Source organism: Alteromonas sp. 5E99-2 (genome assembly GCF_017368475.1).
GTDB lineage: Bacteria > Pseudomonadota > Gammaproteobacteria > Enterobacterales > Alteromonadaceae > Alteromonas_F.
The window spans coordinates 1-14,811 of record NZ_JAFNJE010000004.1 but is presented as its reverse complement, the minus strand read 5'-3'; the positions used below and the strand labels follow the sequence as shown (position 1 = coordinate 14,811).

The following is a 14,811-nucleotide window of genomic DNA, read 5'->3' as shown; positions in this document are numbered from 1 at the left end:
CACTTGCACGAATACTTAAGCTGGGTTCAGGTTAGTTAGCATTCGGGATAGGAATATTGTTTAAATTTTTAACAATAAATGATAATTGTTAGTTTTTTGAACAAATAATCGATATTTATCAATAAGTTAAATCTCACTTTTTTATCACGACTTGAAAGGTAAGTTTTTTATTTTCACTATATTATTTTTTTAAATTCGTTATTTATCATGTGTTTATATTGTTATTGCGAATTGCCTACAAATTTTAACTTTTAACGAAATAATAACAATCCTAGTGGGTAGGGTTTGTTACTAAAAAGTAAATGTTATTATTACGTTGCTTTTGTTGAAGTGGTTTTGACAAAACGTTACTTAATCGTGGAAACGTTTCCACTCATTTATACCCTCGTTAGGAAGTAAAGTTATGAAGTACGTGAATCAAAGTAAGTTTAAAAATCTGTTTGTAGCCTGTTCGTTAATTGCAGCATCAATATCTGGTGTTTCAGCGCAGAGCTTTTCAGATGTCGAATGGACTGTTGACACGAGTAACTCACCCAGCCAAGACAAAGATGGCAGAGGGCGCACACCTAGTACCAGTGGTGCAACTAACGATAGAGGGTTATTTCAATTTGAAATTTCAACTTCAAGTACTGCGGAGTTACAACGTCAAGAGTTTCAATTTGAACGTAGACAAGGCTTACATAGATTTTCTGGCAATTTCAGAATCAGTTCAGAACAACCAAACTTCAACCGTGTATCTGTAGCACAAACTCACGATGACCAAACGGGCTCTGAAGGCGTGTTTTCTATTTACCAAGTAAGACAAGAAGATGGTGAATATGTATTCGGCGTACAAGGGGATACCACTGAAGCGAATAACGGTTATAGCCGATTTGATACTGTGGAAATAGAGTTAGACACTTGGTATCGCTTACACTTACGTACTTTCAGTGACACTAGAGATGGCACTTTTGAAATTGCACAGCTTTTCGACGCAAACAACACACTTATATGGCAAGAAACTGTTAGCGGTGGCGGTGAAGAAGAACAATATAGAAAAGTAGGTGCTTACCGTTTAACTAATGGTTCGGGTCGAGTGATTGTGGATTGGAAAAACATGATCCATTACACAGGTAGCAGATAACCTCATAAAATACGATACGCGAAGCAATTTCACTTCGCGTATCGTTTCATTTATTAATCGCCATCAAGGGCATTAAAACCTAAATTCAACGAAAGCTCGTTCACCATATCAGTCGCAAATAATAGTTGTAGCCCACGTAGTTCATCAATTAGCTCAGTTAGTGCTTGCCTTCCTTCTTCAGTGGCTAATGCTTGTTCGTAAGAATCAGGGATTTTGGCCATCGCATTATCTACGCGATCAAACTGAAGTAATATTGTTTCAGCTAAAGTATCTTGTCCTTGTTTTGACAGTATATCATCGATTCCAAAGCCACCATCGGCGGAAAATACAGCGCGAAAAGCACGTATATTTTCTTGAATATTTTGCGTGGAATAATCGGCATAAGGAGACTCAGCGAGTAAAGGAATGCCAGGCGCTTTTATTGACAAGGGGTAAGACAGCTTGTTGTCTAACACTCGAATTAAACTGGCTAACCAATTGGAAATCATTTCTTCTGATGCGTCTTTTGCATCACTAAATTCACCTTCGCCTGTGTTGAAGTGTTCAATAAAGGGCGTCTGCGAGTTATTCCATTGTGCTGACACCTCGTTTGCCATTGAACTTAGATTACCTGAGATAAGGGCAATTAGTTGGCAACGCTTTTGTTCACTTGCTTTCTCAACCATGAAATCGCTAAAGAGTAATTTTTCTATGGCAGGTAGACCTTGAGCCCCCGCATTTATTTGACTGAGGCGTTCAGGTGTGGGGAGATCTTCTTGTGCCAACAATTTACCAACGCCGCGTTTTACGGCTTGATTACTGTCTGGCCAAAATTGAATTCGAGTCAGTTGCCCATGTTCAGCTATTGGTCCCAGTTGAAACCAATTAATACTCTGCCATGCAGTCATAGCATCTCGCCAAGCCACTTTTGTATGGGTGTAATCTAATAGAGCAGTAGTGCATGTGTTGACTGCCGTAGTATGCAGATTAGAAAAGGATTCCGCTAACTTGGTGTAACGAGGGACTAGCACTCGCTCACTAAGTGAACGGTTGTATTGTTCATACTGGTCATGGGAATTTGTGCTTTGTTCCTGCGTCGGTAGTGTTGTGCTTGGCGTTGGGGCTTTACCGCATGCCGTAAGCGATAAAACCAAAAGTACGGCGCTGACTTTACCTATGTTATTTGTGGCACTTATCATTTTAGTCTTTCCGAAAATCTTTGCGTTAAAGTGATGTCAAAAACGCAATAAGATCTTGTCTTTGTTTTGCGTTTAATGCGATAAATTCACGTTGGCTTGATGTGGCTTCCCCACCATGCCAAAGTATCGCCTCTTCAATAGTGCGGGCTCGTCCATCATGTAAAAATGTTGCTTTAGGGTTTACTGTTTGAACTAGACCAAGCCCCCATAATGCGGGTGTTTTCCATTCACTTTGTAGTGCATTTCCCTGTACTAAACCGTCTGCGAGGCCTTCACATCGTTGTACATAATGGCAATTTTCGCCGCTGGTACATATCTGGTTGTTTGGTGTCTCTTTTGAAACTTGGCATGTTCCACCCATATCGTGCAAGAGCAAATCGGTGAATGGGTAAATAGTTTGGTTCGATAATACATGGATATCGCTGGCGTTTTCAGATAAGCCGCTTAAGGCTATTTCACCTAGAACACTTCCTTTTGCAACACCAGTTTGATGACGAGGTGTGTGACAATTTTGACAGTTAATATCCATAAAGACTTTTCTTCCAGCCAGAATATTGTCATCCCAACGTTCGGTTTTTATGTCGTAGCCACGACGAGCAGGTACTGCCAGTACGCGATTATAAAACTCAACAAAAGCTAGAATGACATTGTCTAAATCAGGTACGTCGCCTTGTTTAGGTTCTTTACTCGAGTAATCGAGGCAGGTTTCTTGTTGGTCTGTGCAGGGTTCTTTGGGGAAAATAGAGCTTGTTAAGCCACTGTCGCCATTAAAGGCTGCTGCGACTTGTTGTAATACTGTAGGTGATTGTGCTTTATAGGCAAAGCGTCCTATTGTTTGCTTTTGGGTGAGCTCTTCAGTAACTAAGGATAATTTACCTGAAATACCGTTCTCATCTTTATCATCTGGATCGGCTAATGCACGAAGGTGAGCTTCTGGAATGGCTTCTAATAATCCAGAGCCAAAAACTTGCGGCGCGACCCTCACAGAAAACTGTATATCCTGCATGAAGTCTCCAAAGCTCATATCTTTGAATTTATAGATGGGTTTTCGCAGGGAATAGGGGGTACCATCACTGTACTGCCCAGCTATTTCTTCGTACTCGATATAAGGGAAGGCTTCTCCTTTTAATTCACCCTCCAAACTGGAACCGTGCTCAGGGAGTCCATTAGTGATGTCTGAAGATGAAAAACTAGTGATCGAAAACGTTTGAATTTGATCTCCGTAAACAGGATCAGGAACGCCATTTTTACTGCCAATTTTAACCAAGGCGCTGGTAAAGGGTTCGTTAGGAGATGATGGAAGGACGCCCCGTCCATCATTTAAATGGCAACCTTGGCAGTTGTTAGTATTTAATAATGGGCCAACACCCGCCATAGGTGTGCGGAAGAAATGGTCACCGGAAGTAAATGCGCCATCAAGGGCAAAGTTTTTCGCAACGGCTAGAGGCCTTTGACTAAAGGCATCATTGTTGCGAATAAAGACTGTGGTGTCACCACCAGATAGGTGTTCATTGCGATCAGGTTTGGTTGCGCTCAATAACGGCAAACCACTGTGATCGAGAATCACCTCGTCTTGTTTGGGCTGACAGCCTATAAGCATTAAGCCCAGAATGATAAAACAGCAATATTTCAAAGACTTAAATCCTGCTCTGTATCTTGTCTTAAGTTATCAGTTCGCAAATTAAGAGCATTAATGGCTCTTTCTATTCCATCGGTTTGAATTGTTAGGTTTTTAATCATGGCATTGATGTCAGGTTGCGTTACGCCTTCTTGAACCAGCACGTCAAAGGGGATATTATTTTCACCTTTATTACTGATAACCGCTGCTGATTGCATGGTTGTTTGAAGTTGTTGCAACAGTATATTTGCAATATCGCTGTGACCACTTTCGTTCAATAAATCGTATATAGAAGTCCCTTCAATCACGCTGCCATCTATTCTAGTGTATTTACCTAAATAGGTGTTTTGAATGCCTTGTGCGTTTAGAAAGATATCTCTATGTGTATTGTCACTGAAGCATGAGTGTTCATCTTCTTGAGAGTCTGTTGTTACCGCAATGTTTATACGCTCTCCAGCAAGCTCTCCAAAACTCAATCGGCCCATACTTTCAAACATGGCGGATAGCGCGTTGTTAGGTGCACTCACATAAGACTGATAAAAACTGCCTCGTTCTGGATGCCACGATTCCGTAATAACCGAAAGATCTTGAATTAATAATTCGGTGGCGGCTAACAGGTATTGCCCACGGCGTTGACAAATGTGTGCAGCTGCTAAGGTATCACCAGAAGTGCACATTCCTTCTTTCGCAATAAAATCGGTAAGTGGACGCTGCCCAGGAGAAGTATCTCGAACTAAACCGGCTGTGCCGTCTTTGTTCAAATCCTGCCCCCATAGCAAGAATTCTATGGCATGGTAACCTGTTGTCACGTTGCGTTCGTCTTCACCGTGTTCAAAATAGGTTTTAAGTAACTCTAAATTAATTTCAGGGTAGGCGTCGACATTAGTAATTAAATTTCCTGTTAACGCATTTGCTGGACTTTCAGGACCAGCATTTCCATCTATTGACGGTGCAATATAATCGATTAAGGCTTCACCTAATGGCCAAGCGTTAATGCGCCCTTCAAGACCTTCGCCATCGCTACCCAAGGTGCCGTCTTCACGTAAAATATCGATAGGTCCCATGCGAAAGCGATACACTTCTGATTGACCATAAGGCTCACGGGCGGCCAACCAAGCTGCTTTTGTTTGCTGTAAACCTTGAGCGGTAGGGTTAGCAATAAATTCACTTAAGGTTTGTTGCAGGTTTTTTGCTAATATGACGGAATCGCTGTAGACAGCATAAGCTATGTCTGCATCATTTTTTACTACTGCAGTAACGAGTTCATCATTGTGAGAATGGCTGGTTTCTGTATCGTCAGAAGCCTTATTACAGGCACTTAAGCCCACGATTAAACACAGACTAGTCAAGACAGTTTTTTTACTATTTAAGTCAATTACCATTGCCATTCCTTTTTATTGTTGATGTACCGTAGAGCTTGAAAGGTGAAATTTAGCTTTACCTCTAACATTTATAGTGTACCAATTCTATTAATAATAATCATTCTCATATTGCAGTAGTTTTTGTTCCTCTATACGGCAAATCCTTGCCTATCTGGGTCTTATATTTTGATATCCAATGGGTTAATTTAACTTGGTTTCCACTATAATTTATAAACTTGAATTTTGTGCATGATTTTTGCTTAACACCAGTATGTTCCATTTTAAACTGAACGCTATTATGGCAAAACCGAGCATTTTATTGGTAAGTTTACTCTGCTTATTGGGTGGTTGTGCAAACAGTGATGATGAAATCAGTGAGGCAAGAAGCAAAAGGCAAGTTAAAGCACACCCTGCCTTAGGCAATGTTGAGCTTTATACTCATAAACTTGCCAATGAACTTTTTGCTCAGTCTTCACCAAGTAGACAATCTCGCTACGCAGTTGTGGGGTTTGTTCCACTCGCAGAGCAGGTGTATAACGGTGAGTCTCATCACCCACTGCAATTACTTGGTCATCAACTAAAAGAAGGGATAACGACTGAAGCTGCTAAACGAGGTTATATTACTCAAGAGTTTTTACTTTCAGACGATATTAGAGTAACAGCAGATTCAGACTCAATACTTACACGCAACGTAGAAGCATTAAGCGATATACGAAGAGTGGATTTTTTTATAACGGGGACTGTGCTTAATCAAGAGTTAGGTGCAATTGTGAATGCACGCATTATTCACGCTCAGACTAAAGAAGTTGTGGCAGCGGCAACGACTTTTTTCCCTGCAGAATTGTTTTGGCAAACAGAATCCGTTACTTCCAGAAATGGTCGTTTAGTGAGAACTCAAAGTTTAACGACTGATATTAATTAGAGCGCATTATTATGATTAAACCTTTTTATTTACATGTACTTGCTGTAATCGCTGTAGTTACATTAAGTGGCTGTTCTATCTTTAAAGGTGATGATGCAGATAAGGAAATTGAAGACAATGTTGTGGTTAGTGGCCTTAATATTGTCGATATTACAACATTAGAGTCAACTCAAGAGAATATACAATATTCCGCTAACGGGAATGTAAGGGATGGCGACGCTACGGAGGGAAACCAACTGCCGCTATATTCAAGTTTACAAGGTGCATATAAAGGCAGGCCGTTGACCCATCATATTGGCGATTACGTACGTATGATGACGCAAGATTTGGTTGCGAATATGGACGAAGTTAGCCAAAGAACGCCTATTGGCGTGACTCATTTTTCATTGTTAGATAGCGATTTACAGCAAACTAATTTATTAGCTCAACAAATGGCCGAGTCATTTATTCATGAAATTCACCAGTTCAGAATTCCCGTTATTGATTTTAAAGCGACAAATTACATTAGAGTTACTGAAGAAGGTGATTTCATATTGTCTAGGGATTACTTAGAACTAGCCCGTGACAGCAATGTGGATTTCGTACTTACCGGAACCTTGGCAAAACACCAAGGTGGCTATATGGTTAATGCTCGAATTATTGGTATGCAATCACGGGCTGTTGTTGCAACAGCACAGCAATTGGTGCCATTTTATGTTGCCGATGCAGTTATTCCAAGTGAAGACAGTAAAGGCGATAACTGGGCTGGTGGAGTGAAATTAAGTACAGATAAAATGTAATAAACCTGAATTCAGGTTTATTAACCTCGTTTAGCAGCACGTTTTGCAAAACGTGTATTGTGCACAGCGTCATATAGATTCTGTGCCATAGGTATGGGCTCTGCAAACAATTCACTCGCCAATATCTCAGCCATTAGTGGGGCAGTTGTTAAACCGCGAGAACCTAACCCTGATAACACGCTGAAGCACCCAGAATCATTTTCATCTTTTACTATTCCTACGACGGGCTGATGATCCGGCAAGGTCATTCGTGTAGCAGCACGGCCAGTAAACTCATTCTGCAAGCTGTCAATAAACGCGGTATTTGGCAACGCTTTTTTATGGGTTCGCAAATTAATATGGGTGTCATCGATTTGATATTCAGTGGTGATATCGTCCCGTTTATAGGTAGAGCCAAGGGCGTGACGGTTATTCATTTTCGGCGCAAAATACCCTTTGTGGCAGAGTACGGTTTGTAATTGCGCGATGTCGTCGTTAGTTGGAATGCTTTCCACTTGCCCTCGTGTTTTACCAAAAGGTAAATGAGCATAGTGTGAAAATGCGTCGGTATGAGAACCACTGGCCATAACCAGATGATCAAATTCATAGTTGATATTTTTCGCATTCACTCTTACTTTGCCATTTTTTTCTTCAAGCACATTAATATTGGTATTGGTAACTATGGTGAGCTTGCAAATAGCGCTTGCGGCATTGAGTAACGCCTTCACTAGCGATGGTGGCGATATCCAACCGCCTTGAGGTAAAAACATCCCGCCTATTTCAAGAGGAACTGCGGCTATGGTCGAGGCCTCTTGTTGGGTAACTGGGTGAATAAGCGTGTCAGGCCAAGGCTTATTAGTTTTCATTTTCTGATGACGTTCTTTTACATTGTCAGAAAATGCCAACTGAAGTACACCACAAAAATCGTGTTCAAAGGTAAAACGTGAATTAAGTAATGATTGGTAGCTTCGTTTAGCGTAATCAAAACTCAAAGCTTGAATCGTACTAGGGTTACTCACTTGAGCGTGAAGTTGAGGGTAGAAGCCTCCTTGAGGGTTACCCGATGCGCCACTAGCAATGTCATTTTTATCAAATAGAGTAATGTTACACCCTCGTTTGGCAAGGGCGAGTGCGGCATTGGCGCCCGCTAAACCACCTCCGATTATCGCGATATTGTTGTGATTGTTTACGGAACGAGGAGGTAACTTTGGTGTATATTCACCCACTAACATATCGCGTTTTCGGCCATAACCCGGTGCTTTTCGCATAGTGAAACCCGCCTCAATTAAGCCTCTACGAACAAAACCAGCTGCGGTAAATGTCGCTAGTGTCGCCTTGTTACACGATAAGGCCGCCATTCTTTCGAACAAGGCTTGAGACCACATGTCAGGGTTTTTACTTGGCGCAAAACCATCTAAAAACCACGCATCAACTTTGTCTTGAGTGCTGCTCATCATGGCGTCAAACATCTCTATTGCGTCGCCTAACCACAAATCAATACTGACGGCACCAAAGGTTAATCGGTGAGCACCACCGATTAAATTAGGGTATTGAGACAGCAATGCACTTTTGAATGCTTGAGAGGAGGGTTGTTTAGTCAGCGCTATTGATAAATCAGGTGCAGATAAAGGGTATTTTTCAACAGAAATTATTTGTAAGCGCTTTAGTACGTGATTTGGATTATCTAGTCTAAACTTATTAAATATCTCAACAGCAATCGCACAATTTAAGCCTGTACCAAAACCCGTCTCAGCTATGATAAATAAGGGTTTATCGCAGTGTTTGAAACGATTTATTAAATCGTTTCCTTGAATGAAAACATAGTGTGTTTCAGCTGCACCGTCGTCGTTAGAAAAATAGACATCGTCAAACTCTTCTGCGACCGGGGTATTTTGTTCATTAAATTGTATTTTGGCAGTGTTAATTTTCATTCTAGCAGGACCGACAACTAAATTCTGGGTTGCAATAACTCGCTTCATCCGTCACAGTGTACACATGTACGCTGAAATTTTAATTATTAGGAAAAAGCGCTAATTAAGCGCAAGGGTAACATATGAAACGAGTAGTCATTACCGGAATGGGAATTGTATCTAGTATTGGTACATCCAAAGAGGACGTGGTGGCGTCATTAAAATCTGGTAAATCGGGCATTACTCACTCTGAACAATTTGCAGAGATGGGATTGCGTAGCCAGGTATGGGGTGACGTTGATATTGACTTAGCTGAACACATCGATCGCAAACAAATGCGTTTTATGGGAAAAGCTGCGGCGTATTCATACGTTGCAATGAGCCAAGCTATCGCCGACTCAGGACTAACTGAAGAACAAGTTTCCAACATACGCACAGGTATTGTTGCAGGTTCTGGCGGTGCATCGTCTGAGTTTCAGGTAGCGTCTGCTGACATCTTAAGAGAAAAAGGCGTACGCCGTGTTGGGCCTTACATGGTAACTAAATGTATGGCATCAACGGTATCTGCCTGCTTAGCGACACCGTTTAAAATTAAAGGTGTTAATTACTCTATTGCATCAGCTTGTGCAACAAGTGCCCACTGTATTGGTCATGCGATGGAACTGATTCAATTGGGTAAGCAAGATGTCGTCTTTGCTGGTGGTGGAGAAGAGCTACATTGGACCTTATCAGCTCAGTTTGACGCTATGGGTGCATTATCGTCGAAATTTAACGACACGCCAGAGTTGGCTTCACGTACCTATGATGCAGACCGAGACGGGTTTGTAAGTAGTGGCGGTGGTGGCATGGTCGTGGTTGAGTCACTAGAACATGCACAAGCTCGCGGCGCAAATATTATCGCTGAAATTGTGGGTTACGGAGCAACGTCCGACGGTCATGATATGGTTGCACCTTCTGGTGAAGGGGCGATCCGTTGTATGCAAATGGCACTAGAAAATGTAGACGGTGATGTAGATTATTTAAATACTCACGGTACGTCTACGCCTGTGGGGGATGTGAAAGAACTTCACGCCATCAAAGCGGTCTTTGGTGACAAAAAAGTGGCTATTAGCGCAACTAAGTCATTAACCGGGCATGCCCTTGGTGCTGCAGGTGTGAATGAGGCCATTTATTCGTTGTTAATGATGGAGCATGGCTTTATCTGTCCGTCAATTAACGTTGAAAACGTTGACCCAGAAGCAGAAGGTTTAGACATTGTAACCTCACCTCGTGAAGCAGAACTCAATATAGTTATGTCGAATAGTTTTGGCTTTGGTGGTACCAATGCAACGCTAGTTATGAAAAAATTCGAGGGTTAATTTTTTACTCAACATAGCGATAGCATGAATATTCTTTATGAAGATACCATGCCCCACGGAGCAGATTATTTCTGCTCTTTGGGTCATGCAAAGCCTTATTCTTGGCAAACTCTGACATCCGAATGTCTTATTGATATTGATGTATTAGCCATTCGTTCTACTACCAAAATCACACCAAAACTTCTCAGTAAAGCCAATCGTTTGCATACCGTTGCTACGGCTACTGCGGGAACAAATCATATGGATATTCCGTTTTTACAAAAAGCGGGTATTAATTATTATTCAGCGGGAGGATGTAACGCTATAGCCGTTGCGCAATACGTTGTTAGCGCCATTATGTTTGCCCACGATAAACGAGAACTGGATTTCAATACCATTGAAGTTGGCATTGTTGGGGCTGGCAATGTAGGAAGCACCTTAGCTAAGTATTTAGATGCGCTGTCGATTTCATATGTATTATGCGATCCACCTATTGAACATCAGGACCCACGCAATTTTGTCGATCTAGACAGAGCGCTTGCTTGTGATGTGGTTAGTCTACACGTTCCTTACGTTCAAACTGGAGAACACCTAACAGCGAACATGCTTAGTGCTAGTCGTTTAGATAAAATGACAACGAACCAATGGCTTATTAATGCATGTAGAGGGGAGGTGCTAGATGAAAGCCATTTACTATCGTTAAAAAAAGCGAATTTAGGTCCTCAGTTAGTATTAGATGTTTGGTTAAACGAACCGAAAATTAATACTGAGTTATTGCCGTTTGTGCGTTTGGGTACGCCACACATTGCTGGGCATACCGACGAAGGTAAAATTCGCGGTACGCAAATGGTGTACGATTATTTGTGTAGTAAAACATCGACAAAAAGCGAAAAAGTGCATATTGATCAATTCCTTCCTCGGCTTGAGCCTTTGGAATATGGCTATGGTGATAGTGCTATGCCAATGAGCCAATTTTTACAAAGGGTATATGATATACATTTTGACCATAGGATTTTTGTTGAGAACATGTCAAAATCCCCCGCGTTCTCAAAATTAAGAAAGCAATACCAGGGAAGGCGAGAATACAACGCGTTTTATTTGCATGGCGAATGTAAGCTGTCAGAAAAAGAGCGAGCTGCGTTAAGTGCACTTGGCTTTACATTTTTACCAGATAATAACGCTTAACTAGATATTTTATTACAGGAGCATTCACTCTCATGTCTCAAGCCTTTGATGTTGCGGTATTAGGTGCAACAGGTTTAGTCGGTCAAACTATGATCGAACTTTTAGAAGCCCGCGATTTTCCGATCAATACACTATACCCTCTAGCGAGTAAACGCTCGGCTGGTGGAACTGTTACGTACAAGGGTAAGGAAATCACAGTCATTGATGCAGACGAGTTTGATTGGTCTTTAGCTAACTTTGGTTTCTTTTCTGCTGGTGGAAGCGTTTCAGAAAAATTCGCTCCTATTGCAGGTGAAGCAGGGTGTATTGTTATCGATAATACCTCTCAGTTCCGCTACGACCCAGACGTGCCTCTTGTGGTTCCTGAAGTGAATGCAAATGCATTAGCTGACTTTAGAAGTCGCAATATTATTGCTAACCCTAATTGTTCCACAATTCAAATGATGGCGGCGCTTAAGCCTATTCATGAAGCGGTAGGTATTGCACGTATTAACGTTAGCACTTATCAGTCGGTATCTGGTGCTGGTAAAGAAGCAATGGAAGAACTTGCCAAGCAAACTGCTGATTTGTTGGGTGCGAGAGAAGCAAAAGTAAACGCATTCTCTAGACAAATTGCATTTAACTGTATTCCGCAAATAGATGTGTTCTTAGACAACGATTACACCAAAGAAGAAATGAAAATGGTGTGGGAGACTAAGAAAATTATGGGCGACGACAGTATTTTAGTTAATGCTACAGCAGTTCGTGTTCCGGTTTTTTATGGCCACGGTGAAGCAATTCATTTAGAAACACATCAACCTATTGATGCTGATGAAGTCAAAGCCTTATTAGCAAATGCGCCCGGTGTTCGTGTTTACGAAGATAGAGAAAAGTATCCTACCCAAGTAGGAGATTCTAGCGGCAATGATCTTGTTCATGTTGGTCGTATTCGCAATGATATCACTCATCCTAATGGTATTAATCTGTGGGTTGTGTCTGATAATATTCGCAAAGGCGCTGCTACTAACAGCATTCAAATCGCTGAAACCCTTATTCGCGATTTTCTGTAAATCTCTGCAATAAAAACCAAATTGTCGGTAGCAACCTTTGCTGCCGGCACAGATCTAGTTTATATTTCTAAGTACATTCTTTTTTATAACCTTTTTGTGCCTTATCGTTTAGGCGTAAAACTTGCTTAATTAATTGTAGATGCTGTGTTTTTAAATAAAATTGCGTGTATTACATGTGAATATGTCGTATTTTTGGCGCCACAGTGCGTGGTATAAAATAAATATAATAAGTAATCTGCCGATGACCTCATTGTAGGTTTACATTCGGATAATTGGGAACAGCTTAATTTCGCTATGAATAACACCCGGTCAAGCTCTTTTATTGCTTCCATTGCTTTTGTCTTCTTTATTATAAATATGGGGATTGGGCATATTGTTAATGCTCAGGAATCTGTTCAAATAAAGGGGCCTAAAGGCGCCACCGAACAGTTTTCAGGTAATGTTTACGGTCCAATCACGTCAGATGACACGCTATGGCGTGTTGCTGAGCGGTATCGTCAAAATCGAAGCCTCTCAATTTATCAAGTCATGCTTGCCATATACGAGTTAAACCCTGAAGCGTTTGAGCAGCGAAATTTAAATTTGATGATTGATGGTTCTATTCTTAGGTTGCCATCAGAGCGCTATATAGCAAGAGTGGATCTTGAAGAAGCTAAAGCACGAGCTGAAGGTGATGAGCAGGCTTGGCAGAGAGCAACGCGAGACGCCAATGGGAAAGTAGCTGAAATTAAACCTATTTCACCACTGGTGAATCAAGATGACCTTTCTTCTACGAAGGATGCCCTTGAAAAAAGGCTAAACTCGTTAGATCAAACTCAAACACGGCAATTTGATGAACTCAAAGATCAGTTCGCGCTTTCCATCAAGTCTGTTGAATCATTGTTGGAAGATAACCAAAAGCTGTACGAACGAATAGATAAAGTTAACGGTGATTTAGACGCTTTGAGAGAACAAGTAGACGGTGATGTTAAGTCTACTATGAGCGCGCAATCACAAAGTATTGAAGAAATGCTGCAGTTGTTGAAAGAAGAGCAGTCGTTACGGCAGGAAGCTGAAAATTCAAGTCTATTGAAAAAGCTCTCTAGTCCTATTGCACTTATGGTCATTTCTATCGTGATGACTCTACTGGTTCTTGGAGGCGTTGCATATTGGTTGTTAGGCAAGAAAAAGGCACCTAAAGAAAGTGCAGAGCCTGTTGTATCAGATGCAGTCGCGCCTGTTGACGCGGTTTCAGTGTCGGAAACAGACGACTTACTGGATGAGCCTATTGATGATAGCGAAGACATCAGTGACGACGAGTTATTTAATGATGATGATTTACTTGATGACGTGCTGTCTAGTGAATTAGAAGATTCCTTGGATGATGAACTGGAAAACTTCACTGATCTAAGCGATGAAATGTTAGTGCCAGAGCCTGGCGTTGAGGGTGACTCTGATCTAGATGACTTATTTGAAGAGGGTGACAGTGAAATAGGTCAAAGTGATTTAGATGATTTGTTTGGTGACAGCAATGAAGTAGATGCATTTGATATTTCTGGTGACGATGAGAGTAAAGAAAGTGATCAGGGCGAAGAAAGTAATCAGGAAGAAGAAAGTGAAGCTGTAGATGTTGATGCCTTATTCGATGCAGCAGTGGATAGTGCCGATTTTGATGCTAGTGATGTCGCTGATAAATTAGGCATTGATGGCGATAATCTCGATGAAGATGCCATTGGCAAAATTGATGACCAAATACAAAAGCAAGGCCAAGAGTTAGATAAAGATACAGAGAATTTAATTGGTGAAATTGATCAATTAGAAATGATGGGTGGAATGCTTGACGAACTTGACTTAAGTGATGAAGAAGAAAGCCAAGAAACGCCTGTTGAAGATTCGAGCAATGAATCTGAAGAGCAAAACTCATCGAGTGAAGATGCAATTACTGACGATGTAATTGATGAATTAATTGACGAGCCTCTAACGGCTGATAGTGACGCTGGTGAAGATGCTTCAGCAGACGATATCGACGACATATTTAACTCAGTTTCACAGCCCCCATCAGATGATCTTACTGATGACCTGTTAGATGAATTGGAAGCTGAAAATCCAGAAAGTAGCAATTCCGAAGACGACGAGGATAGTGTTGATGATGTTGATGCGCTTTTAGAGTCTATGTCACCGGAGCCATCAGATGACCTTACTGATGACCTGTTAGATGAATTGGAAGCTGAAAACCCAGAAAGTAGTATTTCTGACGAAGAGGATAGCGTTGATGATGTTGATGCGCTTTTAGAGTCGATGTCTCCAGAGCCATCAGATGATCTTACTGATGACCTGTTAGATGAATTGGAAGCTGAAAATCCAGAAAGCAGCATTTCCGAAGATGACAAA

General features: G+C 41.3%; 11 protein-coding genes. 7 read left to right on the top strand and 4 right to left on the bottom strand.

The annotated features are described in order from the left end of the window. Positions 1–403: 403 nt before the first annotated feature. Entirely contained in the window at positions 404–1,123 is a 720-nt protein-coding gene (locus J3L16_RS05390; RefSeq protein WP_207611877.1) for a hypothetical protein, read from the top strand. A 53-nt stretch (positions 1,124–1,176) separates the two neighbouring features. On the opposite strand, the gene J3L16_RS05385 is transcribed toward J3L16_RS05390, so the two are convergent. Genes J3L16_RS05385 through J3L16_RS05375 form a run of 3 tightly spaced genes read right to left on the bottom strand, consistent with a single transcriptional unit; the run spans position 1,177 to position 5,301 of the window. Beyond that, positions 1,177–2,301, bottom strand: coding sequence for an imelysin family protein (locus J3L16_RS05385; protein WP_207611876.1), 1,125 nt, complete (start codon positions 2,299–2,301; stop codon positions 1,177–1,179). Between the two features lie 25 nt (positions 2,302–2,326). After that, positions 2,327–3,934, bottom strand: coding sequence for a di-heme oxidoredictase family protein (locus tag J3L16_RS05380; protein WP_207611875.1), 1,608 nt, complete (start codon positions 3,932–3,934; stop codon positions 2,327–2,329). Next, positions 3,931–5,301 (bottom strand): imelysin family protein, encoded by a 1,371-nt coding sequence (locus J3L16_RS05375; protein ID WP_207611874.1) that lies wholly within the window; start codon positions 5,299–5,301, stop codon positions 3,931–3,933. The genes J3L16_RS05380 and J3L16_RS05375 overlap by 4 nt, the downstream gene beginning before the upstream one ends. Positions 5,302–5,578: 277 nt before the next feature. Between J3L16_RS05375 and J3L16_RS05370 the strand changes: the two genes are divergently transcribed. Then, positions 5,579–6,202 carry a FlgO family outer membrane protein gene (locus J3L16_RS05370; protein ID WP_242698687.1) on the top strand — a complete coding sequence of 208 codons (624 nt, stop codon included), beginning with the start codon at positions 5,579–5,581 and terminating at the stop codon, positions 6,200–6,202. Between the two features lie 11 nt (positions 6,203–6,213). Continuing rightward, positions 6,214–6,981, top strand: a complete 768-nt coding sequence (locus J3L16_RS05365; RefSeq protein ID WP_207611872.1) for a FlgO family outer membrane protein — start codon at positions 6,214–6,216, stop codon at positions 6,979–6,981. Positions 6,982–7,001: 20 nt separating this feature from the next. On the opposite strand, the gene mnmC is transcribed toward J3L16_RS05365, so the two are convergent. After that, positions 7,002–8,891, bottom strand: coding sequence for a bifunctional tRNA (5-methylaminomethyl-2-thiouridine)(34)-methyltransferase MnmD/FAD-dependent 5-carboxymethylaminomethyl-2-thiouridine(34) oxidoreductase MnmC (gene mnmC / locus J3L16_RS05360; RefSeq protein ID WP_207611871.1), 1,890 nt, complete (start codon positions 8,889–8,891; stop codon positions 7,002–7,004). A 122-nt stretch (positions 8,892–9,013) separates the two neighbouring features. Between mnmC and fabB the strand changes: the two genes are divergently transcribed. From fabB to J3L16_RS05340, 4 genes are all read left to right on the top strand, one after another. Continuing rightward, positions 9,014–10,228 carry a beta-ketoacyl-ACP synthase I gene (gene fabB, locus J3L16_RS05355; RefSeq protein WP_207611870.1) on the top strand — a complete coding sequence of 405 codons (1,215 nt, stop codon included), beginning with the start codon at positions 9,014–9,016 and terminating at the stop codon, positions 10,226–10,228. Between the two features lie 24 nt (positions 10,229–10,252). Then, complete coding sequence (locus tag J3L16_RS05350; RefSeq protein ID WP_207611869.1) at positions 10,253–11,392, top strand: 4-phosphoerythronate dehydrogenase; 1,140 nt, start codon at positions 10,253–10,255, stop codon at positions 11,390–11,392. 32 nt (positions 11,393–11,424) lie between these two features. Then, positions 11,425–12,441, top strand: coding sequence for an aspartate-semialdehyde dehydrogenase (locus tag J3L16_RS05345; protein WP_207611868.1), 1,017 nt, complete (start codon positions 11,425–11,427; stop codon positions 12,439–12,441). Between the two features lie 294 nt (positions 12,442–12,735). Further along, the coding region (locus J3L16_RS05340; RefSeq protein ID WP_278252774.1) for a FimV/HubP family polar landmark protein at positions 12,736–14,811 on the top strand (2,076 nt) is incomplete at its 3' end.